The sequence below is a fragment of the Streptomyces sp. NPDC097595 genome (assembly GCF_044761525.1).
GTDB classification, from domain to species: Bacteria; Actinomycetota; Actinomycetes; order Streptomycetales; family Streptomycetaceae; genus Streptomyces; species Streptomyces drozdowiczii_A.
Genome location: NZ_JBIWCN010000009.1, coordinates 121,626 through 142,470 on the forward strand (window position 1 = coordinate 121,626; position 20,845 = coordinate 142,470).

Annotated in this window: 20 protein-coding genes; 3 read left to right on the top strand and 17 right to left on the bottom strand. The window is 72.5% G+C overall.

What is annotated here, in order from left to right:
- Positions 1–4: 4 nt before the first annotated feature.
- The 4 genes from ACIQZN_RS16215 to ACIQZN_RS16230 are packed head-to-tail and all read right to left on the bottom strand — an operon-like array spanning position 5 to position 3,719.
- Positions 5–322, bottom strand: a complete 318-nt coding sequence (locus ACIQZN_RS16215) for a bifunctional 3-phenylpropionate/cinnamic acid dioxygenase ferredoxin subunit (RefSeq protein ID WP_018555702.1) — start codon at positions 320–322, stop codon at positions 5–7.
- Entirely contained in the window at positions 322–1,503 is a 1,182-nt protein-coding gene (gene sufD, locus ACIQZN_RS16220; RefSeq protein WP_403993337.1) for a Fe-S cluster assembly protein SufD, read from the bottom strand. The genes ACIQZN_RS16215 and sufD overlap by 1 nt, the downstream gene beginning before the upstream one ends.
- Before the next feature lie 57 nt (positions 1,504–1,560).
- The gene (gene sufB, locus ACIQZN_RS16225) at positions 1,561–2,982 is read right to left on the bottom strand and encodes a Fe-S cluster assembly protein SufB (protein WP_093709363.1); all 1,422 of its coding nucleotides are present in this window, start codon (positions 2,980–2,982) and stop codon (positions 1,561–1,563) included.
- The gene (locus ACIQZN_RS16230) at positions 2,979–3,719 is read right to left on the bottom strand and encodes a helix-turn-helix transcriptional regulator (protein WP_403993340.1); all 741 of its coding nucleotides are present in this window, start codon (positions 3,717–3,719) and stop codon (positions 2,979–2,981) included. The genes sufB and ACIQZN_RS16230 overlap by 4 nt, the downstream gene beginning before the upstream one ends.
- Before the next feature lie 136 nt (positions 3,720–3,855).
- On the opposite strand from ACIQZN_RS16230, the gene ACIQZN_RS16235 reads away from it, so the two are divergent.
- From ACIQZN_RS16235 to ACIQZN_RS16245, 3 genes are all read left to right on the top strand, one after another.
- Positions 3,856–4,788, top strand: coding sequence for an ABC transporter ATP-binding protein (locus ACIQZN_RS16235; protein WP_403993343.1), 933 nt, complete (start codon positions 3,856–3,858; stop codon positions 4,786–4,788).
- Positions 4,785–5,552, top strand: coding sequence for an ABC transporter permease (locus ACIQZN_RS16240; RefSeq protein WP_403993346.1), 768 nt, complete (start codon positions 4,785–4,787; stop codon positions 5,550–5,552). Before ACIQZN_RS16235 ends, ACIQZN_RS16240 begins: the two co-directional genes overlap by 4 nt.
- Before the next feature lie 99 nt (positions 5,553–5,651).
- Positions 5,652–6,665 (top strand): heme A synthase, encoded by a 1,014-nt coding sequence (locus ACIQZN_RS16245; protein ID WP_403993349.1) that lies wholly within the window; start codon positions 5,652–5,654, stop codon positions 6,663–6,665.
- A gap of 18 nt (positions 6,666–6,683) precedes the next feature.
- On the opposite strand, the gene ACIQZN_RS16250 is transcribed toward ACIQZN_RS16245, so the two are convergent.
- The 13 genes from ACIQZN_RS16250 to ACIQZN_RS16310 form a co-directional block, all read right to left on the bottom strand.
- Positions 6,684–7,655, bottom strand: a complete 972-nt coding sequence (locus ACIQZN_RS16250; protein ID WP_403993352.1) for a sugar kinase — start codon at positions 7,653–7,655, stop codon at positions 6,684–6,686.
- The gene (locus ACIQZN_RS16255; protein ID WP_403993355.1) at positions 7,652–8,521 is read right to left on the bottom strand and encodes an SMP-30/gluconolactonase/LRE family protein; all 870 of its coding nucleotides are present in this window, start codon (positions 8,519–8,521) and stop codon (positions 7,652–7,654) included. The genes ACIQZN_RS16250 and ACIQZN_RS16255 overlap by 4 nt, the downstream gene beginning before the upstream one ends.
- Entirely contained in the window at positions 8,518–9,159 is a 642-nt protein-coding gene (locus ACIQZN_RS16260; protein WP_403993358.1) for a bifunctional 4-hydroxy-2-oxoglutarate aldolase/2-dehydro-3-deoxy-phosphogluconate aldolase, read from the bottom strand. The genes ACIQZN_RS16255 and ACIQZN_RS16260 overlap by 4 nt, the downstream gene beginning before the upstream one ends.
- 15 nt (positions 9,160–9,174) lie before the next feature.
- A complete protein-coding gene (locus tag ACIQZN_RS16265) occupies positions 9,175–9,963 on the bottom strand; it encodes a hypothetical protein (protein WP_403993361.1) in 789 nt (262 codons plus the stop codon).
- Positions 9,964–9,968: 5 nt separating this feature from the next.
- Entirely contained in the window at positions 9,969–11,114 is a 1,146-nt protein-coding gene (gene dgoD, locus ACIQZN_RS16270) for a galactonate dehydratase (RefSeq protein WP_403993364.1), read from the bottom strand.
- A complete protein-coding gene (locus ACIQZN_RS16275; protein WP_403993367.1) occupies positions 11,111–11,854 on the bottom strand; it encodes a FadR/GntR family transcriptional regulator in 744 nt (247 codons plus the stop codon). The genes dgoD and ACIQZN_RS16275 overlap by 4 nt, the downstream gene beginning before the upstream one ends.
- A gap of 47 nt (positions 11,855–11,901) precedes the next feature.
- Complete coding sequence (locus ACIQZN_RS16280) at positions 11,902–12,660, bottom strand: SDR family NAD(P)-dependent oxidoreductase (RefSeq protein WP_403993370.1); 759 nt, start codon at positions 12,658–12,660, stop codon at positions 11,902–11,904.
- A 71-nt stretch (positions 12,661–12,731) separates the two neighbouring features.
- On the bottom strand, positions 12,732–14,831 hold the full coding sequence (locus ACIQZN_RS16285) for an alpha-galactosidase (RefSeq protein WP_403993373.1): 2,100 nt from the start codon (positions 14,829–14,831) through the stop codon (positions 12,732–12,734).
- Positions 14,828–15,694 (bottom strand): carbohydrate ABC transporter permease, encoded by an 867-nt coding sequence (locus ACIQZN_RS16290; protein WP_403993376.1) that lies wholly within the window; start codon positions 15,692–15,694, stop codon positions 14,828–14,830. Before ACIQZN_RS16290 ends, ACIQZN_RS16285 begins: the two co-directional genes overlap by 4 nt.
- The gene (locus ACIQZN_RS16295) at positions 15,691–16,629 is read right to left on the bottom strand and encodes a carbohydrate ABC transporter permease (RefSeq protein ID WP_403993379.1); all 939 of its coding nucleotides are present in this window, start codon (positions 16,627–16,629) and stop codon (positions 15,691–15,693) included. Before ACIQZN_RS16295 ends, ACIQZN_RS16290 begins: the two co-directional genes overlap by 4 nt.
- 1 nt (position 16,630) lies before the next feature.
- A complete protein-coding gene (locus ACIQZN_RS16300) occupies positions 16,631–17,920 on the bottom strand; it encodes an ABC transporter substrate-binding protein (RefSeq protein WP_403993382.1) in 1,290 nt (429 codons plus the stop codon).
- A 161-nt stretch (positions 17,921–18,081) separates the two neighbouring features.
- Complete coding sequence (locus ACIQZN_RS16305; RefSeq protein ID WP_403993385.1) at positions 18,082–20,193, bottom strand: glycoside hydrolase family 27 protein; 2,112 nt, start codon at positions 20,191–20,193, stop codon at positions 18,082–18,084.
- Between the two features lie 258 nt (positions 20,194–20,451).
- Entirely contained in the window at positions 20,452–20,814 is a 363-nt protein-coding gene (locus ACIQZN_RS16310) for a hypothetical protein (protein ID WP_403993388.1), read from the bottom strand.
- Positions 20,815–20,845: the final 31 nt, after the last annotated feature.

The following is a 20,845-nucleotide window of genomic DNA, read 5'->3' on the forward strand; positions in this document are numbered from 1 at the left end:
TGACTCAGGACTCCTGGGTGACGGAGACGAGCACATCGTCCCCTTCGATCTTGACGGGGTATACGGGGACGGGGCGCGTCGCGGGAAGGCCGGACGGCTTGCCGGTGCGCAGGTCGAAGCTCGATCCGTGCAGCCAGCACTCGATCGAACAGTCCTCGACCTCGCCCTCGGACAGCGAGACGTTCGCGTGCGAGCAGATGTCGTTGATCGCGAACACCTCGCCCTCGGTGCGGACGACGGAGACCGGCGTGCCGTCGAGCTCCACCCGCTTGGGGGTGTCGTCCTCCAACTCGCTCAGCGCACAGGCTTTGACGAAGGCCATCAGACCGACGCCTCCAGCTCGGCCTCGATCTTGTCGAGCAGCCGGGCCTCCACGTCCGGCAGACCGATCTGCTGGACCAGCTCGGCGAAGAAGCCGCGCACGACGAGGCGGCGGGCCTCCTCGGCCGGGATGCCGCGGGACTGGAGGTAGAACAGCTGCTCGTCGTCGAAGCGGCCGGTCGCGGAGGCGTGGCCGGCACCGACGATCTCGCCGGTCTCGATCTCCAGGTTCGGCACGGAGTCGACCCGCGCGCCGTCCGTGAGGACCAGGTTGCGGTTCATCTCGTAGGTGTCGGTGCCCTCGGCGGCGGCCTGGATGAGCACGTCGCCGATCCACACCGCGTGCGCCTCGTCGCCCTGGAGCGCGCCCTTGTAGGCCACGTTGGACTTGCAGTGCGGAGTGTTGTGGTCGACCAGGAGGCGGTGCTCCTGGTGCTGGCCCTTGTCGGTGAAGTACAGGCCGAACAGCTCGGCCTCGCCGCCGGTGCCCGCGTACGCGATCCGGGGGTGCAGCCGGACCACGTCGCCGCCGAAGGTGACGACGACGGACTTGAACGAGGCGTCCCGGCCGACCAGCGCGTTGTGCTGGCCGACGTGGACCGCGCGCTCGTCCCAGTCCTGCACGGAGACGACGGTCAGCTTGGCGCCGTCGCCCAGGACGTAGTCCACGTTGGCGGCGAGCACCGCGTCACCGGTGTGGTCGATGACGACGACGGCCTCGGCGAAGGCCCCCAGCTCCACGACCTGGTGGCCGTAGGCGACACCGCCCTCGCCGTGCACGGCGATCCGGATCGGCTCGGTCAGCACGGCCTCCTTGGGGACCGTGACGACGTGGGCCTGCTCGAAGGACGAGTACGCCTGCGCGGCCACCCGGTCGACCGGCTTGCCGGCCCTGCCCAGCCGGGCGTCGTCGCGGCCGACGGTCTCGACCACGACGCCCTCGGGGGCCTCGACGGCGACCTTCACACCGCTGCCGGTGGCGACGGCGGTGCCGTCGTGCAGCCCGCGCAGCCGCTCCAGCGGGGTGAACCGCCACTCCTCCTCGCGGCCGTGCGGGACGGGGAAGTCCGCGACGTCGAAGGACGGGGGTGCGCTCATGCGCGTGGCGACGGTCGACTCCGCGGCCACCGCGATGGAACCGGCGGTGGTGGACCCCGCGGGGATGTTCTGAGCCTCAGCCATGGCTGTTGTAGTGCTCGCTTTCTCAGTCAAGGACTTCAGGACGTGTTCGGCGGCGTACTAGCCGACCGAACCCTCCATCTGCAGCTCGATCAGCCGGTTGAGCTCCAGGGCGTACTCCATCGGGAGCTCCTTGGCGATCGGCTCGACGAAGCCGCGCACGATCATCGCCATGGCCTCGAACTCGGTCATGCCGCGGCTCATCAGGTAGAAGAGCTGGTCCTCGGAGACCTTGGAGACGGTCGCCTCGTGGCCCATCGACACGTCGTCCTCGCGGACGTCGACGTACGGGTAGGTGTCGGAGCGGGAGATCGTGTCCACGAGCAGCGCGTCGCACAGCACGTTGGACTTCGCGCCCGGCGCGCCCTCGCCGATCTCGATCAGACCGCGGTAGGAGGTGCGGCCGCCGCCTCGCGCCACCGACTTGGAGACGATGTTGGAGGAGGTGTTCGGGGCCATGTGGACCATCTTGGCGCCGGCGTCCTGGTGCTGGCCCTCGCCCGCGAAGGCGATGGACAGGGTCTCGCCCTTGGCGTGCTCGCCCATCAGGTAGACCGCCGGGTACTTCATGGTGACCTTGGAGCCGATGTTGCCGTCGACCCACTCCATGGTCGCGCCCTCGTAGGCCACGGCGCGCTTGGTGACCAGGTTGTAGACGTTGTTCGACCAGTTCTGGATCGTCGTGTAGCGGCAGCGGCCGCCCTTCTTCACGATGATCTCGACGACCGCGGAGTGCAGCGAGTCGGAGGAGTAGATCGGGGCCGTGCAGCCCTCGACGTAGTGGACGTAGGCGTCCTCGTCCACGATGATCAGCGTGCGCTCGAACTGGCCCATGTTCTCCGTGTTGATACGGAAGTAGGCCTGGAGCGGGATGTCCACGTGGACACCCTTGGGCACGTAGATGAAGGAGCCGCCGGACCACACGGCCGTGTTCAGCGACGCGAACTTGTTGTCGCCGACCGGGATGACGGTGCCGAAGTACTCCTTGAAGAGCTCCTCGTGCTCCTTCAGCGCGGTGTCGGTGTCGACGAAGATGACGCCCTGCTCCTCCAGGTCCTCACGGATCTGGTGGTAGACGACCTCGGACTCGTACTGCGCGGCGACACCGGCGACGAGGCGCTGCTTCTCCGCCTCCGGGATGCCGAGCTTGTCGTACGTGTTCTTGATGTCCTCGGGCAGGTCGTCCCAGGAGGCCGCCTGCTTCTCCGTCGAGCGGACGAAGTACTTGATGTTGTCGAAGTCGATGCCCGACAGGTCCGAGCCCCAGTTCGGCATGGGCTTCTTGCCGAAGAGCTTGAGGCCCTTGAGCCGCAGCTTCAGCATCCACTCGGGCTCGTTCTTCTTCTCCGAGATGTCGCGGACGACGGCCTCGGAGAGGCCGCGCTTGGCCGCCGCGCCTGCCGCGTCGGAGTCGGCCCAGCCGAATTCGTACGTGCCCAGGCCATCGAGCTCAGGGTGGGCAGTCTCCGTGGGGAGCGTCATGCGGGGTTCCTCCCGGCCGTGCTTGCAGATGCTGAATCGGTGGTCTGTGGGGTGGGGTGTCCGCTGCGCGGAATGTACGTCGTGCACACCCCGTCGCCGTGGGCGATGGTGGCCAGACGCTGCACATGGGTCCCCAGGAGGCTGGAGAAGATCTCCGTCTCCGCCTCGCACAGCTGCGGGTACTGCTCGGCGACGTGTGCGACCGGGCAGTGGTGCTGGCACAGCTGCTCACCCTGCTGCGGGCCCGGCGCGCTGCGCGCCGTAGCAGCGTACCCGTCGGCGGACAGCGCCTTGGCCAGCGCCTCCGTACGGGCTTCGGGGTCCGCGGCCTCGATCGCCGCGCGGTATGCCGCCGACTGCTCGGCGGTCCTGGCCCGGGCGAACGCCATGACCGCTTCGTCGCCCGCGGTCTCGGCGATCCAGCGCAGGGCGTCCGCGGCGAGCGTGTCGTAGGACTGGTCGAAGGCGTCCCGGCCGCAGTCGGTGAGGGCGAAGACCTTGGCCGGACGGCCCCGGGTCCGCGCTCCGTAGACCCGCTGCTCGCGGGCCTCCACGACGCCGTCGCAGGTGAGCGCGTCGAGATGGCGTCGGACGGCGGCCTGGGTGAGCCCCAGCCGCTTCGCCAGCTCCGCGACGGTGGACGGGCCGTGGTCCAGGATGGACCGCGCGACGCGGTTGCGCGTCGAGCGCTCACCGGTCGCGAGTTCCTCCTGAGGAGCCTCGCCCGTGTATTTCACAACGCCATTGTTGCGTAATTCCTCCGGCCGTGACAACCACGGTCCGAAACGATCAACGGTGCTTTCCATCACTTAGGGTTACCTAATCAAGCCCCGGGGCGGGGCGTTCCCGGGCCGCTGCCTACACTCGTTTGCCATGAACAGCGAGCCCCGCCCGGCCGTCCGGATCAGCGGCCTGGTGAAGCGGTACGGCGACAAGACCGCGGTGGACGGCCTCGACCTGAAAATCCCGGCCGGCGCGGTCACGGCCGTGCTCGGCCCCAACGGCGCCGGCAAGACCACCACCATCGAGACCTGCGAGGGCTACCGCCGCCCCGACGGCGGAACGGTCCGGGTCCTCGGCCTCGACCCCGTCGCCGACGCCGCGCGGCTGCGCCCCCGGATCGGCGTGATGCTCCAGTCGGGCGGGATCTACTCCGGCGCCCGCGCCGACGAGATGCTCCGCCACATGGCCAAGCTGCACGCCCACCCGCTCGACGTCGACGCCCTGATCGAGCGCCTCGGCCTCGGCTCCTGCGGCCGCACCACCTACCGCAGGCTCTCCGGCGGCCAGCAGCAGCGACTCGCCCTCGCCATGGCGGTCGTCGGCCGGCCCGAGCTGGTCTTCCTGGACGAACCCACCGCCGGGCTCGACCCGCAGGCCCGCCGCTCCACCTGGGACCTCGTCCGGGAGCTGCGCGCCGACGGCGTGAGCGTGGTGCTCACCACCCATTTCATGGACGAGGCGGAGGAGCTGGCCGACGAGGTCGCCGTCATCGACGCCGGCCGGATCGTCGCCCAGGGCTCCCCCGAGGCGCTGTGCCGGGGCGGCGCCGAGAACACCCTGCGCTTCACCGGCCGCCCCGGGCTCGACCTCGGCTCGCTGCTCAAGGCGCTGCCCGACGGCACGCAGGCGGACGAGCTGAGCTCCGGCACGTACCGCATCACGGGCGACATCGACCCGCATCTGCTGGCCACCGTCACCTCCTGGTGCGCGCAGCACGGCGTGATGCCCTCCGGCATCTCCGTCGAGCGCCACACCCTGGAGGACGTCTTCCTCGAACTGACCGGCAAGGAGCTGCGCGCATGAGCGCCGGTACGTACACCCCCCGGCCGGGCGCCGCCCCGCTGCCGCGCATGATCGCCGCGCAGACCGCGCTGGAGACCCGGATGCTGCTGCGCAACGGCGAGCAGCTGCTGCTGACCGTGGTCATCCCCACGCTGCTCCTCGTGCTGTTCAGCTCCGTGGACATCGTGGACACCGGCGCGGGCGAGCCGGTCGACTTCCTGACGCCCGGCGTGCTGGCACTGGCCGTGATGTCGACCGCCTTCACCGGCCAGGCCATCGCCACCGGTTTCGAGCGGCGCTACGGGGTGCTCAAGCGGCTCGGCGCGTCGCCGCTGCCCCGCTGGGCGCTGATGACCGCGAAGACCCTGTCCGTACTGGTCACCGAGGTCCTTCAAGTGGTCCTGCTGACGGTGATCGCCTTCGCGCTGGGCTGGTCGCCGCACGGCAACCCCCTCGCCGTGCTGCTGCTCCTGGTGCTGGGGACCGCCGCCTTCTCCGGGCTCGGGCTGCTGATGGCCGGGACGCTGAAGGCGGAGGCGACGCTGGCCGCGGCCAACCTGGTCTTCCTGCTGCTCCTGGTGGGCGGCGGGGTCATCGTGCCGATGGAGAAGTTCCCGGACGCGGTGCAGTCGGTGCTGGGCCTCCTGCCGATCGCGGCCCTCTCGGACGGGCTGCGGGACGTCCTCCAGCACGGGGCCGGGATGCCGTGGGGCGACCTGGGCATCCTCGCGGTCTGGACGGTGCTGGGGCTCGGCGCGGCGGCCCGTTTCTTCCGCTGGGAGTGAGCCCTCGGAGGCGTCTGGGAGTGAGCCCTCAACCGCGCTCCGTCGCCGTTACGCGTAACTCGTCCCCCTCGTGAAAGCTTGCACAAGCGGCGTCCTACCATGGTGCGCGTGCCCAAGCTGACCCGAGCCGAAGTCGCTCAAGCCCTGCGCAACCCGCTGCTCTACATCGCCGAGCGCTGGACGCCCGAGCCCCGGACGGTGCGCCGCGCGGCCATGACCGCGATCGTGATGGCCGTCGTCATCGTCGTGACCGGCGGCGCCGTCCGGCTGACCGGCTCCGGCCTCGGCTGCCCGACCTGGCCCAAGTGCACCGACGAGAGCCTGACGGCGACGAGCGCGATGGGCTTCCACGGCGCCATCGAGTTCGGCAACCGCATGCTCACGTACGTGTTGTGCGCGGCCGTCGGCTGGGCGATCATCGCGGCCCGCTCCGCGAAGCCCTGGCGGCGCAGCGTCACCCGGCTGGGCTGGGTCCAGTTCTGGATCGTGATGGGCAACGCGGTGCTCGGCGGCATCGTGGTGCTCGTCGGGCTGAACCCGTACACCGTCGCGGCGCACTTCCTGCTGTCCACCGCGCTGCTCACGGTCGCCCTGACGACCTGGCAGCGGATCCGTGAGGGCGACGAGGCGCCGCGCCCGCTGGTCGGCAAGGCGGTCGCGCAGCTGGCCTGGTTGCTGGCCGTCGCGGCGGGCCTGCTGATCGCCGTGGGCACGGTGGTCACGGGCGCCGGGCGGCACGCGGGCGACTCCAGCGACGTCCACCGCATCCCGATCGACTGGAAGACGGTCGCCCAACTGCACGCGGACCTGGCCTGGGTCGTCGTGGCGCTGACCGTCGCGCTCTGGTTCGTCCTGAAGGCCGTGGACGCGCCCATCGGCCCGCTGCACCGGACCCGCGAGCTGTTCCTGATCCTGATGGGCCAGGGCGTCATCGGCTATGTGCAGTACTTCACGGACACGCCGGAGGTCCTGGTCGGCGTGCACATGTTCGGCTCGTGCCTGGTGTGGATCGGGGTCGTACGCGTCATGCTGTCGCTGCGGGAGCGGCCGGTGGCCGTCGCCGGGGTGCCGGCACCGGCGGCCGAGCAGGCGGAGCCCGCCGCGGCCGGCTGACCCCCGGCCGCCCGGCGGTCACCCGCCCCGCGCCCACTCCGCCGCGTCCGCGTCCAGCAGCGCCTTCAGCCGGTCCGGGCCGGGCAGCGGTCCGTGGTCGCCGGTGACCCGCAATGCGGCACCCGCGGTGAGGTGGCCCAGCCGCAGCGCCCGTACGGGTTCCTCACCGCGCAGCAGTCCGGCGAGGAACCCGGCGGCGAACGCGTCACCGGCGCCCACCGGCTCGACGACCTCGACGCGCGGTGCGGGCACCGTGTGGACCCGGTCGCCGTCGAACGCGGTGGCGGCGACGCCGCCGTCCTTGACGACGAGGACCCGTGGCTCGGGCAGCAGGGCGCGTACGGCGGCCGCGTCGCCCAGGTGCCCGCCCCACAGGGCCTGGGCCTCGTCCAGGCCGACGAACGTAATGTCCGCCCGCCGCGCGAAGCCGAGCAGCACCGTCGCGGCCGTGTCCGGCGGCCACAGGGCGGCCCGGTGGTTGACGTCGAAACTGACGGGACACGGCCGTTCGTCCGCCGGGGGTTCCAGCAGCGCGGCGACCAGGTCGTGGCAGCTCGTGGAGAGGGCCGGGGTGATCCCGCTGAGGTGGACGAGCCCGGCGGTGCGCACGGCCTCGTCGTCCAGCAGCCCCGGGGTCAGGGCCGAGGCGGCGGAGCCTCGGCGGTAGTAGTGCACCCGGGTGCCGTCGGTGCCGGGGTCCTTGACGAGGAGGCCGGTCGGGCGGTGCGGGTCGGTGCGCACCCCGCTGACGTCGACGCCGGACGCGGCGACCTCGGCACGGATCCGGCGGCCGAACGGGTCGTCCCCGAGCGCGGAGACCCAGCGGGCGGGGACGCCGTGGTCGGCGAGGTACACCGCCACGTTCGACTCCGCGCCGGCGATCCGTACGCCGAGTGCGCCGGCCCCCTCCAGCGGGGCGACCGGGTCGGGGACCAGTGCGGCCATGGTCTCGCCGATGCAGGTGACCGGGGGCCGGGCGATCGCGGTCATGCGGCACTCCCCTGCCGGTAGGCGGCGGCCGGCGGGCCCGGCACCTCGACGCGCACGGCGAACACCGCGCCGTCCAGCGGCCCGGGCGCGGCCAGTCCGTGCCGAGCGCTGGTGATGTACAGGGTGTCGCCGTCGAGGCAGAGCCCGGCGGGCTGCGACGCGGGGAGCCGGATCTGCCCGTCGGGCGTTCCGTCGGAGCGGTAGCGGTGGACGGTGCCGGTGCCCCAGACCGCGGTCCACAGGGCACCCTCGTCGTCGACCGTCATCCCGTCCGGGCTGCCCGCACCGAACGAGGCGAAGGTGTCCGGTGCTCCCGGCAGACCGCTGTCCGGGTCCACCGGATAGCGGCGGATGACGCCCTTCGCGCTGTCGGCGAGGTACATCACGGTGCCGTCGGCCGTGAACGCCGGGCCGTTGGGCACCGTGAGGCCGTCCAGCACCCGGGTCACCGTGCCGTCGTGGCCGGTCCGGTACAGCGACCCCGCGCCCTCGACCGCGTCGTACGCCATGCTGCCCGCCCAGAACCGGCCGCCCGGGTCGGCGGTGGCGTCGTTCATCCGCATCGCCGCGGCGGCCCCGTCCTCGGGGCGGGCCAGCCACTCGGTGCGGCCGTCCGGGGCGATCAGGCAGATGCCCGTCCCGGCGGCCGCGATCCAGTGGCCGGGGCGGCCGTGGACCGGGGCGACCGCGCCCAGGGGGATGTCGAGCCGGGCCAGTTCGGTGAGCGGGGCCGTGGCGTCGGCGGGGCCGGACAGCAGCCGCCCGGCGAGTATGTCGACGAGGACGACGCGGCCGTCGACCGCGCGGATGCCCTCGCCGAGCCCGAGCCGGTCCGCCCACCGCACGGCCGGTGCGCCGCCGGTCATCGCCCGGTGTCCGCGGCGAGGCGTACGGCGTCGAGGAAGGTGCGGGTACGGGCGCGCAGCGCGTCGGTGCTGCCGCCGTCGGCGGCGTCGCCGATCAGCGGGGAGCCCACGCCCACGGCGGTCGCGCCCAGGGCGAGGTAGCCGCGGGCCGCCTCGGCGTCCACTCCCCCGACCGGTACGAACGGCAGGTCGGGGAACGGCCCCCGCAGCGCCCGCAGATAGCCGGGGCCGCCGGCCTGCGCGGCGGGGAAGAGCTTGTACGCGTCGGCGCCGAGCCGCCGCGCGGCGACGATGTCGCTCGGGGTCATCACCCCGGCCAGCACGGGCAGCCCGAGCCGCTTCGCCTCGGTGACGCCTTCGCAGACGGCCGGGGTGACGACGAAGTCGGCCCCCGCCTCGTGCACCGCCGCCGCGTCCTCGGCGGTCAGGACGGTGCCGGCGCCGAGGGGCGCCGCCGGTCCGAGCGCGGCGCGGGCCCGGCGGATGACGCCGAGCGCGTCCTTGCCGCTGAGGGAGACCTCGATGAGCACAAGCCCCTCTTCGGCCAGGGTGAGTACGGTCCTGAGCGCGGCGTCCGCGTCGTCGCCGCGCACGATGGCGACGATCCGGTGGGTGCGCAGCTCGGTCAGCAGCTCCACGGTGCGGGTTCCTTCCTATCGGTTCTGTACGTCCGGTGCGGTGTCCGCGGTCACGGTCAGGCGCCAGCGGACCTGGCCGCCGGCCGGGACCACGGCCGCGTCGCCCTCGCCGGCGGCCTCCAGGCCGAAGACCCGGCCGAGCATCGGTTCGACCCCGACCGAGCGGTACGGGTCCTGGGCGGGAAAGCCGCCGAGGTTGCGCCACACGGCGACGGACACCGGCTGGCCCTCGGCCTCGACGGCGAACCGCAGCACGGCCGCCCCGTCGTGGACGGTCACCTGCCGCGTGTCGACGACGGCGCCGACGGCCGTCCCGTCGTCCGGGCCGAGCCGGTCGAGGCCGGCGGGCCAGGAGCAGGGGGTCCAGCCCGCGCCGCCGTCCGGATAGCGGCGGACCGGGGTGCCGTCCGGGATGCCGATCCGGGCCCCCGGTGCGAGGTCGAGCAGGGCGTGGGCAGCCCAGAGGAAACGGTAGCCGGGCTCGGCCGTGAGCCGGTAGTCGGCCACCGCCCGGCCCCCGTCGGCCCGTATCCGCCGGTCGATCCGGAAGTCGGGGCAGTCGGCGGACTCGGTGCCGTCGGCTTCCCGGCGCCAGGGCCGGGCCCAGGCGACGCCGTGGTCGGGGGTGCCGCGCACGGTCGGCACGCACTCCTCCAGGCCCCCGGCGTCGGCGAAGGGGTCGCCGGGACGGACCCCGGCGCGACGCGGCTCGGGACGCTGCCAGAGCCACTCGCGTCCGGCGGCGTACAGGGAGGTCCACCGGCCGCCGTGGGCCGGGTCCGTCTCGATCCGCGGGGCGTCCATGGCGCTCACCACTCGGCGAAGGAGCCGTCGTCGTGCCGCCACACCGGGTTGCGCCAGGCGTGTCCGGCGCGGTCGGCCGCGCGGACGGCGTCCTCGTCGACGGTGATGCCGAGCCCCGGCAGGACGCCGCGCCGGGCGTGCCCGTCCTCGAAGCGGAAGGGTTCCGTGTCCACGACGTAGCTGAGCAGGTCGGCGTCCTTGTTGTAGTGGATGCCCCGGCTCTGTTCCTGGATGAGGAAGTTCGGGGTGGCGAAGGCGATCTGGAGGCTGGCGGCCAGCGCGATCGGGCCGAGCGGGCAGTGCGGGGCGAGTTGCACGCCGTAGGTCTCGGCGAGCGAGCCGATGCGGTGGACCTCGGAGATGCCTCCGGCGTGCGAGAGGTCCGGCTGGGCGACCGCGATCCCGGCCGTCAGCGCGGGCAGGAAGTCGGCGCGCCCGTAGAGCCGTTCGCCGGTGGCGATGGGGACGGAGGTGGCGTCGACGAGGGCGGGCAGCAGGTGGCCCTGCTCGGGCAGGAGGGGTTCCTCCACGAAGAGCGGGTGCAGCGGCTCGATGGCCCGCAGGACCCGGCGGGCCCCGGCCGGTCCGAACCGGCCGTGCATGTCGATCGCGACGTCGCGGCCGGGTCCGAGCGCCTCGCGGGCGGCGGCGACCCGTTCGACGACGGCGGCGGTCTCGGCGGGCGTGGACAGGGGGGAGGTGCGGCCCGCCGCGTTCATCTTGACGGCCGTGAAGCCCGCCTCGACCTGGGCGGTGATCTCCTCGGTGAGCCGGGCGGGCTCGTCGCCGCCGACCCAGGCGTAGACCCGGACCCGGTCGCGCACCGGGCCGCCGAGCAGGGCGTGCACGGGGGCGCCGTACGTCTTCCCCGCGATGTCCCACAGGGCCTGGTCGATTCCGGCGACGGCGCTGGAGAGGACCGGGCCGCCCCGGTAGAAGCCGCCCTTGCTGAGGACCTGCCAGTGGTCCTGGACGCGCAGCGGGTCCTGTCCGACCAGGTATTCGGCGAGGACGTCGACGGCGGCCCGGACCACTTCGGCACGGCCCTCGACCACGGGTTCGCCCCAGCCGACGACGCCCTCGTCGGTCTCGATCCGGCAGAACAGCCAGCGCGGCGGTACGAGGAAGGTCTCGATACGCGTGATCTTCACCGGTCCGCGCTCCCCTCGTCGCCGGCCGCTCCGGTGCCGTGCACCCGGTCCAGGTCGCGCACGGCCTGGTCGAGCAGGGCCCGCATGGCGTGTTCGGCGGCGTCCGGGTCCTGGTCGCGCACGGCGTCCAGGACGGCCCGGTGGCTCGGCACGGGGTCCTCGCCGTGCTGGGAGCTGTGCACGATCTCGTCGCGGTGGGCGAGGCCGGACTCGATGACCATCTCCATGCGCTCCAGCAGTTCGTTGTGGGTGGCGGCGAGGAGTGCGCGGTGGAACGAGAGGTCGGCCTCGACCGCGTGGGCCGCGCCGCCCTCCCGCTCGCCCATCGCGTTGAGCGCGGCCTCCAGGGTGACCAGGTCCTCCTCGGTGCGGCGTGCGGCGGCGAGCCGGACGGCGGCCGGCTCGATGATGCCGCGGACCTCGCCGAGGTTGCGCAGCAGTGCCAGGTCGGTGCCGGTGTCGGTGCCTCCGGCGAACTGCCAGCGCAGGACGTCCGCGTCGAGCAGATTCCAGTCCGCGCGGGCCCTGACGAAGGTGCCGCGCTTCTGGCGTGCGTCGACGATCCCCTTGGCCGCGAGGACCTTCAGGGACTCGCGCAGGGCGGTCAGGCTGACGTCGAGCTCGCCCTGGAGCGCCACGAGGTCGAGCGTCGCCCCTTCGGGGATCTCGCCGCTCAGGACCCGGCGCGCGAGAGTCTCCACGGTCTGGCCGTGCACTCCGCGGCGCGCGTATGGCGTCATGTAGGTGCCTTTCTGCTGTGCTGTGCGAGGGAGGGCGGGGCGCCCGGTCAGGCCGAGGACTTGACGACGGACCAGCCGCCGTCGACGAGCAGGCTCGACCCGGTGATGTAGGACGCTTCGTCGGCGGCGAGGAAGGCGATGGCGGCCGCCGCCTCGCCGGGGGTGCCGAAGCGGCCGGCGGCGGTCTCGGCGATGCTCCGGCGGCGGTCCTCCTCCCCCACCCGGTCCCAGGCCGCGGTCAGGATGGGTCCGGGCAGCACGGCGTTGACCCGTACCTCGGGCCCGTACTCCACCGCGAGCTGTCCGCACAGGGAGAGCAGCGCCCCCTTGGACGCCGCGTAGGCGGGGTGTCCGGGGATGCCCTTGTGGGCGTGGACCGAGGAGGTCAGCACGGCGGCGCCCCGCTGGGCGCGCAGGTCGGGCAGGACCGCGCGGAAGCCGAGGAAGGTGCCGGTCAGGTTCACCGCGAGCTGCCGTTCCCAGGAGGCGACGGTCATCGCGTGGGCGGGGGTGACGTCGACCGTGTAGGCGTTGCTCACCAGGACGCCGACGGGTCCGAAGGTGTGCGCGGCGTCCACGGCCCGCTGCCAGTCGGCCTCGTCCGAGACGTCCGTGGGTACGAAGAGGGCCCGGCCCCCTTCGGCGCGGATGCCGGCGGCGACGCGCTCGCCGAGGTCCGGTGCGATGTCCGCGAGGACCACCGCGGCGCCTTCGGCGGCGAGGCGTTCCGCGGTGGCCGCGCCGATGCCCGAGGCGGCTCCGGTGACCACGGCCACCTTGTCGGCGAAGCGGGGCGTGACGTTCATGGGGCGGTTCGGCTCCTCGGGTTTCGTGCGTCTTCTCGGCGACTCTAGTGACGGTGCGTCGGCCGGGCGGTCTACTGCCGGATCAGGATGGTGAGTTCGGCGTCGTGGCGTGCGGTCCAGGCGAAGGGCAGTCCGTAGTGCAGCAGATGGGCGCCGCTGTGGACGGCCCCGGTCTCCCGGTCCGCGTACCGGGCGGCCGGGTCCAGACCGCGCAGGCGCAGCCGGGCGGGGCGGCCCGGGACGAGCGGGGCCCCGTCCAGGCGGCCGGTGTTCCAGGCGGTGACAGCGATCCGGGTGCCGTCGCCCTCCGTGTACTGGATCCCGCAGGTGGCGTCGGCCGGCGTGCCGAGGAGGCGGACCTCGCCGTGGTGGAGGAGGTCGCGGATCTCCTTGTACCGGTTCACCCAGACGGCCGCCTCGGCGCGCTGCTCGGCGGTCCAGGTGCGGATGTCGGCGCCGATGCCCAGGACCCCGGACATGGCGGTGACGAAGCGGAAGGCCAGGGAGCGGGGGCGGGCGTCGAAGACGCCGGGTGCGTCGGTGACCCAGGAGCTCATGGTGTGCGGGGCGTGTGCGTGCAGATAGCCGAACTGGATGGCGAGGCGGTCCAGCGGGGCGGTGTTGTCGCTGGGCCACATGACGTCGGTGCGGGCGAGGGTGGCGTGTTCGACGCGGCCGCCGCCGCCGGCGCAGCCCTCGACGGTGACGTGCGGGTGGTGCTCGCGCAGGTGGTCGAGGACGCGCAGGTATCCGGCGACGTGCTCGGCGTCCAGGTCCGGTGCGGTGGAGCCTGCTCCGGGGCGGCCGCGTTCGGTGGGCGGGCGGTTCATGTCCCACTTGAGGTAGCTGATGGCGTGGTCGCCGAGCAGTCGGTCGAAGGTGGCGATGACGAAGTCCTGGACGTCCTCGCGGCCGAGGTCGAGGAGCAGTTGCTCGCGCACCAGCGTGGCGGGGCGGCCGTCGATCCGGTAGACCCACTCGGGGTGTTCGGCGTAGAGCGCGGACGCCGGGCTGACCGCCTCGGGTTCGACCCAGAGGCCGAAGTCCATTCCGGTGGCGCGGATCTCCTCGATGAAGCGGTCGAAGCCCTCGGGGAAGTTCGCCGGGTCGGGGTGCCAGTCGCCCAGTCCGCCCTTCTCGTCGTGGCGTCCGGTGAACCAGCCGTCGTCGACGACGAACAGTTCGGCGCCCAGGCCGGCGGCGATCCGGGCGAGTTCGAGCTGCGCGGGGGCGTCGACGTCGAAGCCGGTCGCCTCCCAGGAGTTGTAGAGGACCTTGCGGGTCCGGTCCATCCGGCCGCCGCTCAGCCGTCGTTCGTAGCGGTGCCAGACCCGGGCCAGTCCGTCGAGGCCGTCCGGGCTGAACGCGCAGGCCAGCCGGGGGGTGACGAGGGTGTCCCCGGGGGCGAGCCGGACGGCGCCCTCGTGCGGCACCCGCCCGGCCGCGATCCGTACCGCGCCGCCGGGTTCGGCGTCGGCGGTCAGGTGCCAGTTGCCGGACCATTCGAGCGCGAGGCCGTACGTCGGGGTGTCGTGGCCGTCCGGGGCGGCGGCGTCCTGGACGGCGAGCCAGGGCGCGTAGGCGTGGCCGGCGACGCCCTGTGCGGAGGCCATCTCGAAGCGGCCCCGGGTGAGTTCGAGCTGCGTACGGGTGAACTCCTGGCACCACTGTCCGGTGAGGTAGGTGAGCCGGGCGGCGTCGGTGACGGGGACGGTGACGGCTGCGGAGTCGATGCGTTCCAGCCGCAGTTCCTCGTCACCGGTGCAGCTCAGCTCGGTCCAGCGCAGGATCACGTCGGTGCCGGGCACGGTCTCGTAGCAGAGGACCGCGCGCAGCCCCTGGAGCTCGTCGGTGAAGGCGAGCCGCAGGGCCCGGTCGCCCTCGGCGGTGGCGGAGTCGAAGGCCCACCAGGTGCCGCGGTCCCGGCCGGGGCGGCCGACGACGAGTTCGGCGCCGGTGAAGGGGCGCATCCCGTAGGGCAGGTACTCGGCGGGGGCGGCGTCGGCGGGGGTGATGAAGTGGGTGCGGTGCGGGTGCGCGAAGGGCGACTCGCCGGTCTCGACGCCGTGCGGGCCCCAGGCGGCGAGCTCGGCCCACCGCCCCTCGCCGGCGATGCGCACTACGTAGGCGGTGTTCTCGGTGCGCAGCGTCCACCGGTCGTGCGGGGTCACTTGACTGCTCCCAGGTTGAGGCCGGCCACGAAGTGGCGCTGGAACTTGAGGAAGACGAGGACGGTCGGGGCCGCGGCGATGACGGAGCCCGCCGCGATGACGTTCCACATGGAGACGTACTGGCCCTGGAGTCCGATGAGGGACGCGGTGATGGGCATCCTGGTGTCGGTGCGCAGCACGGTGATGGCCCAGAGCAGGTCGTTGAAGATCCAGGTGAACGACAGGGCGCTGAGCGCGGCCATGGCGGGCTTGGCGAGCGGCAGGATGATCCGCGTGTAGATCTGCCAGGGCCCGGCGCCGTCGATGACGGCGGCCTGCTGGATCTCCGGCGGGATGGACCGCATGAAGCCGTGCAGTACGAAGACGTAGAAGCCGATGCCGAAGCCGACCTGGACGCCGATGAGGGCGTACAGCGAGTCGTACAGGCCCAGCAGTTCGCTGAGTTTGGAGACCGGGACCAGCAGGATCTGCGGGGGCAGCAGGTTGCCGCCGAGCATCAGCAGCAGGAGGGTGCGGCGCAGCGGTACGTCGTAACGGCTGAGCGCGAACGCGGCCGTCGAGGCGAGCAGCAGCGACAGCAGGACCGAGGGGACGGTGACCAGCAGGCTGTTGATCAGGGCGCGCTGCTGGCCGCCGTCCACCCATGCCTGCCGGAAGCCGTCCAGGGTGAAGGAGTGCGGCAGGCTGCCGACTCCGTGGGCGGCGACGTCGTCGAAGGACCGGACGCTGGTGACGAGGACCAGCGCGATGGGCAGCAGCCAGAGCACCGCGAGCAGTCCGGCACCCGCGTGGAAGCCGGCGGTGCCCCAGATACGTCGCCGTCCGGCACCGGTGCGCGGGGTGGACGGGTGGGTGGCGGTCATGCGTCGGCCTCCCGGAAGGCTCGGACGAGGTAGGACGCGATCACACCGAAGGCGAGCAGGAAGATCACGACCGCGAGGGCGGAGCCGTAGCCGAGTCGCAGCGACTGGAAGGCGGTGGAGTACATGTAGGTGCTGAGCAGTTCCGACGAGTGGTACGGGCCGCCGCGGGTGAGCGCCCACACGACGTCGAAGGAGCGCAGCGAGTCGATGACGATCACCGACAGGACGACGGCGTTGACGCTGCTGAGCTGCGGGAGCGTGATGTGGCGGAACTGCTGCAGGCGGGTGGCGCCGTCCACCTTCGCGGCCTCGTAGAGCACCGGGTCGATGCCCTTGAGGCCGGCGAGGTACAGCACCATCACGTAGCCGATCTGGCGCCACAGCGCGGGCACGATCACGGCGTACAGGGCGGTTTTCTGGTCGGCGAGCCAGGCGTGGGTGAGGCCGGAGAGCCCGACCGCTTCGAGGGTCTTGTTGATCAGTCCGTCGGGCTGGTACATCGCTTGCCAGACCAGCGCGGTGGCCACCAGTGAGAAGACCACCGGCAGGAAGAGCGCGGCCCGGTAGAAGCCGACGCCGCGGCGTTCCTGCTGAAGGAGCAGGGCCGCGCCGAGGCCGAGGGCGGCGGAGAGGCCGCCGAAGAGCAGCAGCCACAGGACGGTGTCCAGGGCGGCGGTCCGGAAGACGGCGTCACCGGCCATCTCACGGAAGTTGCCGAGTCCGATGAACTCCGGGGCGGAGACCCCGTCCCACTTGGTGAAGGCGAGGTAGAAGCCCTGGAGCGCCGGCCAGAACACCCAGAAGCCCTCGGCGAGCAGCGGTACGAGGACGAAGGCGAGGACGACGGGCGGGACCCGGGTGGCCCGCTTGCGGGCGGGGGGCCGGTGCCCGGTGTGCTGCCGGGTCTCCTTCCGGGGTGCGGTGAGTACCGCCATGTCACTGGCTCCAGATCTTCTGCGCGTCCCGCTGCCAAGTGGTGAGGATCGAACCGATGTCCTTGGGCTTGGCCAGGAAGTGGGTGAGGGCGGTGTCGGCGGTGGGCGAGAGGGCGTCGCTGGAGTCGCGGTTGAAGAACTGGGTGATGTCCGCGGCGCTCTCGATCAGCTTGCGGCCCTTGACGACCAGCGGGGTCCCGCTGTCCTTCGCGTCCGGGTGGGTGGGCAGCGAGGTGCCGGAGGAGCCCTGGAGGTAGATCTCCTGGGCCTCGGCGGTGGCGAGGTAGCGCAGGAGTTCCTTGGTCTCGTCCTTGCGGCCGGTCCGGGCGCTGGCGAAGTAGCCGTCGGTCGGGGCCTCTTCGGCGAGCGGGACCTTGGGGTCGATGACCGGGAAGCGGAAGAAGTCGACGTCGTCGAGCTGCTCCTTGGGCGTGGCGTCGGCGAAGAAGGTGCCGATGAGCATCATGCCGGTGCGGCCCTGGAGCAGGGCGGTCGTCGCGTCCTGGAAGGGCAGCGCGGTCGCGTTGGGGTCGAAGTAGGGCAGTGCCTCGCTCCACCGGTCGAAGACCTTGCGGACCTCGGGGTCGTCGAAGCGGTGCTTTCCGGCGAGCAGGTCGCGGTGGTACGCCGCGCCGTTGATCCGGATGTTGAGGTAGTCGAACCAGGAGGAGGCGACCCAGGGGGTGCCGCCGCCGGCGCCGAGGCCGATGGGGGCGACGCCCTTGCCCTTGAGCGTGTCGCACAGGCCGAGGAACTCGTCCCAGGTCTTGGGCTCCTTCACGCCCCACTTGGCGAAGTGGGACTTCCGGTAGAAGACCCCCCACCAGTAGTAGCTGGTCGGGACGAAGACCTTCTTCCCGGCCGAGTCGGTGCAGAGCTTCTTCTGCGCGTCGGAGTAGCCGGCCAGTTCGGGCCCCTGCCAGAGGTCGCTGACGTCGAGGAGCAGGTCCTTGCGGGCGTACGACTCCGCGACCGATCCGGGGTACCAGGTGTAGAGGTCCGGCGGGTTGGCCGAGGTGAGGTAGGTCGGCAGCTGGGTGCGGAAGGTCTCCGAGGCGACGGTGTTGAGCGAGGCCCTGGCGCCGCCCTTCTTGTTGAAGGCGTCGACGACCTCCTTCATCGCCGACTTCGCCTGCGGTGCGGAGAGGTTGGACTGCAGGGTGACCGCACCCCCCGAGCTCCCCTTCCCGCCGCTGGACGAGGAGGCGACGCAGCCGCTTGTCAACGCGGCGGCGCCGAGGGAAGCGGCGCCGGCGAGGAAGGCACGGCGGCTGTTTGCTGTGGTGTTCATGGGACTCCCTGTGCGCCCGCGGAATGGGGCCCGGCCCCCTGACGGCCGGGCCCTTGTTCGGCTGGTACAGCCTGACGGGACGGGTGAGTCACCGTCAAGATTAATTACTAATTTATTTATTCTTCTGCGGTCTACGGCCTTCGATCAGGCCGCGGCCACGCTCAGACCGAGCCCTGCCGGACGAGCCCGCCGACACCGCGGAAGGCCGTCAGGATCCCGCCGCCCGGCCCTGCCACGGCGGCGAGTTCCCCGTCGAAGGCCCCGCTGGCGAAGCGCTTCTCCTGGGTCCAGTCGCCCCAGCCGGCGGCACCGGAGTACGTGCGCTGCCAGAGGGTGTAGTCGCCGGCGCGGATGTAGAGCCGGACCTGTCCCCCGGTGGCGACGAGTGTGGGGCTGCCGCTCACGGTGCCGCCCAGCGAGGACCAGTCCGACCAGCGCCCGGACGTGTCCCGCACGCGCGTACGCACCGAGTCGTCGGCGGCCCGAACGGCCAGATGGACCCGCCCGGCCGCGTCGGTGACGGCCGAGGGGCGCCCGTACAGCGCCGTCCCCGCGGGCGCGTCGTTCGCCGCCCAGCCGGTCGCCGCGCCACGGCTGTGGATCCGCCCGTCCGTGCCCCTGGCGTACAGGGTCCAGCGTCCCGCCGCGTCGTACGCGGCGGACGGGGTGTCGGCGAGCGTGCCGCCGAGCTTCTGCCACCGGCCCCAGCGGCCGTCCGCGTAGGCGATCCGGTAGGCCGCGTCGTCCGTGCCGCGGGCGAAGACGTCGATCCGGCCGTGCCCGGCGGCGTAGGCGGCGGGCTCCCCCACGATCCCGCCGCGCGTCGGGCCGCCGAGGCCGGTGGCCCGGCCCGTCCAGTGCCCGTCGCGCCCTTCGCGCAGTCGGAGCGATCCGTCGGCGCCCCGGGTGAAGACGCTCAGCCGGTCACCGTCCCGCACCAGTGCGGGGCTCGCGTCGGACCGGGTGTCCAGCGAGGTGCCCGGTGCCTCGTCCCGGCCGCTCAGCGCGAGGAAGGCGGTGCCGTGCGCGGGCACCTCGACGGTGTACGAACCGGTGTGCGTGCCGCGGCTCTTCCTGGCCCGCAGGTCCCGTACGCCGACCGGGCCGCCCAGTCCGGCGTCGGCGAAGCTCACGGTGCGCTCGGCCGCTTGGCCGGAGCGGTTGAGGAGCACCACCGCCCGCTTGCCGGTGCCCTGGAGCACCTTGCTGTAGACGTCCCCGGTGGCGTCGGAGGCGACGCGCACGCCCTGGATCGCCAGGGGGTCCTGGTCGACCGCGATGATCTCCGGGTTGCGCAGGGTGTCGGTCATCTCCCGGGACAGGGTGCGCGGGTCCGAGCCGATGACCAGCGGAGAGCCCATCTCGGCCCACATCACCAGTTGCGTGGTGGACTCCTCCGGCGTCAGCTCGTACGAGCCGTCCGCCAGCTTGCGCGTCGGGATCAGGTAGTCGGGGTCGTTGTAGTGGCCCGGCGCCTGCGCCTCCGGGTGCTGGGCGTTGGCGTCCAGGCTGCGCAGGATGTTGGGCCACTGGCCGGCGGTCGGGGTGCCCCAGGCGATATCGGTCCCGGTCCGCCAGGAGTCGCCCGTGACCGGGCCGTAGACGTAGGCGTTGTGGGCGTCCTGCGCGGGGGTGTGCGGCAGGCCCCAGTCGTCGGTCAGCGGGTTGCAGAGATTGAGCAGCATGCGCCGGCCGGACTTGGCGACGGCGTCGCTGAACTCCTTGAACGCGGGCCCCGGATCGATCTTCTCGGTGATCCCGCAGAGGAAGTCGACCTTGATCGCGTCGACCTTCCAGCCGGCGAACTGCGCGGCGTCCTCGCGGTAGTGGCCGCGGCTGCCGAGCCCGCAGCTCTTGCCGCCGTCGTAGGTACCGGCATCGGTGTAGATGCCGGCCCGCAGCCCCCGCTCGTGCAGATAGTCCACCAGGGCGGGGATGCCGGAGGGGAACCGACCGGGGTGGGCTACCAGCCGCCCCCGGCCGTCCCGCGGATCGTCGGCCCGCCATCCGCCGTCCAGCCAGACGATGTCGTAGCCGCTGTCCCGCAGGCCGCTGCTGACCAGATGGTCGGCGACCGCCTTGACCTGACTCTCGGTGGGGGCGCCCAGGCCGTAGTAGGTGTTCCAGCCCATGTACGGCGTCGGCGCGAGGCCGCTGTCGTAGAAGGGCGGGGCGGCCGGACCGGGCCGAGGACCGGCGTGTGCGGCCGTCGCCGAGACGGCGACCAGTACGGCCGCGCCCAGTACGGCCGCGGCGCGCCGGGCAGGCGTCATCCTTGCACCTTGCGAAATCACTGATTCTCCCAGCGGTCGGGGATGTCCGGCGCCCGGCCTCCGGAGATCACGGGGCGGCGCCACGCACAGGACTGTGCGGGCTCCCCCATCTCCCCGTCAAGATTAATTACTAATTAAGTGAAAGTTGGCGGACGGGAGTTCGGTGCGGCCGGGAACGGGAACAGCACGGCGGAGGCCGGCCGGACATCTGTCCGGCCGGCCTCCGCCGTGCTGTTCGCCGCGTTCGCGCCGCCGCTCTCAGGCCGCGTTGGACGGGCCGCCGACCTGGATACCGGCCATCCGGGTCCACTCGTACGGGCCCGTGCGCACCTTCGCCGCGAACTCGCCGTCGAAGGACTCGTGGAGCGTGATCCCGGACTTCCGCGCGGCGCTCTCGGCGACCTCGTACGAGGGGGCGACCAGATCGCCCCAGTCGCCGTCCTCGCCCACCAGGACGATGCGGGCGCCCATCTGCCCGAGGTAGGCGACCTGCCCCTCGGCACCGCCGTGCGCCTTCGCGAAGGCGCCGATCTGCTTGGCCAGCCGGGCCGCCCTGCGCTCCGCGCGCGCCGCCCGCCTGCCGTCCACCTGCTGGGTCTCAGCCTCTGCCGTCTCTGCCATGGACAGGATGCTACCGGCGGGTAGATCAACC

Coding starts and splice junctions, on each gene's coding strand:
- ACIQZN_RS16215 (WP_018555702.1), bottom strand. CDS start 322: ATGGCCTTCGTCAAAGCCTGTGCGCTGAGCGAGTTGGAGGACGACACC.
- ACIQZN_RS16295 (WP_403993379.1), bottom strand. CDS start 16,629: ATGGCGGTACTCACCGCACCCCGGAAGGAGACCCGGCAGCACACCGGG.
- ACIQZN_RS16280 (WP_403993370.1), bottom strand. CDS start 12,660: ATGAACGTCACGCCCCGCTTCGCCGACAAGGTGGCCGTGGTCACCGGA.
- ACIQZN_RS16275 (WP_403993367.1), bottom strand. CDS start 11,854: ATGACGCCATACGCGCGCCGCGGAGTGCACGGCCAGACCGTGGAGACT.
- sufD (WP_403993337.1), bottom strand. CDS start 1,503: ATGGCTGAGGCTCAGAACATCCCCGCGGGGTCCACCACCGCCGGTTCC.
- ACIQZN_RS16255 (WP_403993355.1), bottom strand. CDS start 8,521: ATGACCGGCGGCGCACCGGCCGTGCGGTGGGCGGACCGGCTCGGGCTC.
- ACIQZN_RS16290 (WP_403993376.1), bottom strand. CDS start 15,694: ATGACCGCCACCCACCCGTCCACCCCGCGCACCGGTGCCGGACGGCGA.
- ACIQZN_RS16265 (WP_403993361.1), bottom strand. CDS start 9,963: ATGGACGCCCCGCGGATCGAGACGGACCCGGCCCACGGCGGCCGGTGG.
- ACIQZN_RS16235 (WP_403993343.1), top strand. CDS start 3,856: ATGAACAGCGAGCCCCGCCCGGCCGTCCGGATCAGCGGCCTGGTGAAG.
- sufB (WP_093709363.1), bottom strand. CDS start 2,982: ATGACGCTCCCCACGGAGACTGCCCACCCTGAGCTCGATGGCCTGGGC.
- ACIQZN_RS16305 (WP_403993385.1), bottom strand. CDS start 20,193: ATGACGCCTGCCCGGCGCGCCGCGGCCGTACTGGGCGCGGCCGTACTG.
- ACIQZN_RS16250 (WP_403993352.1), bottom strand. CDS start 7,655: ATGACCGCGATCGCCCGGCCCCCGGTCACCTGCATCGGCGAGACCATG.
- ACIQZN_RS16300 (WP_403993382.1), bottom strand. CDS start 17,920: ATGAACACCACAGCAAACAGCCGCCGTGCCTTCCTCGCCGGCGCCGCT.
- ACIQZN_RS16310 (WP_403993388.1), bottom strand. CDS start 20,814: ATGGCAGAGACGGCAGAGGCTGAGACCCAGCAGGTGGACGGCAGGCGG.
- ACIQZN_RS16245 (WP_403993349.1), top strand. CDS start 5,652: ATGGTGCGCGTGCCCAAGCTGACCCGAGCCGAAGTCGCTCAAGCCCTG.
- ACIQZN_RS16240 (WP_403993346.1), top strand. CDS start 4,785: ATGAGCGCCGGTACGTACACCCCCCGGCCGGGCGCCGCCCCGCTGCCG.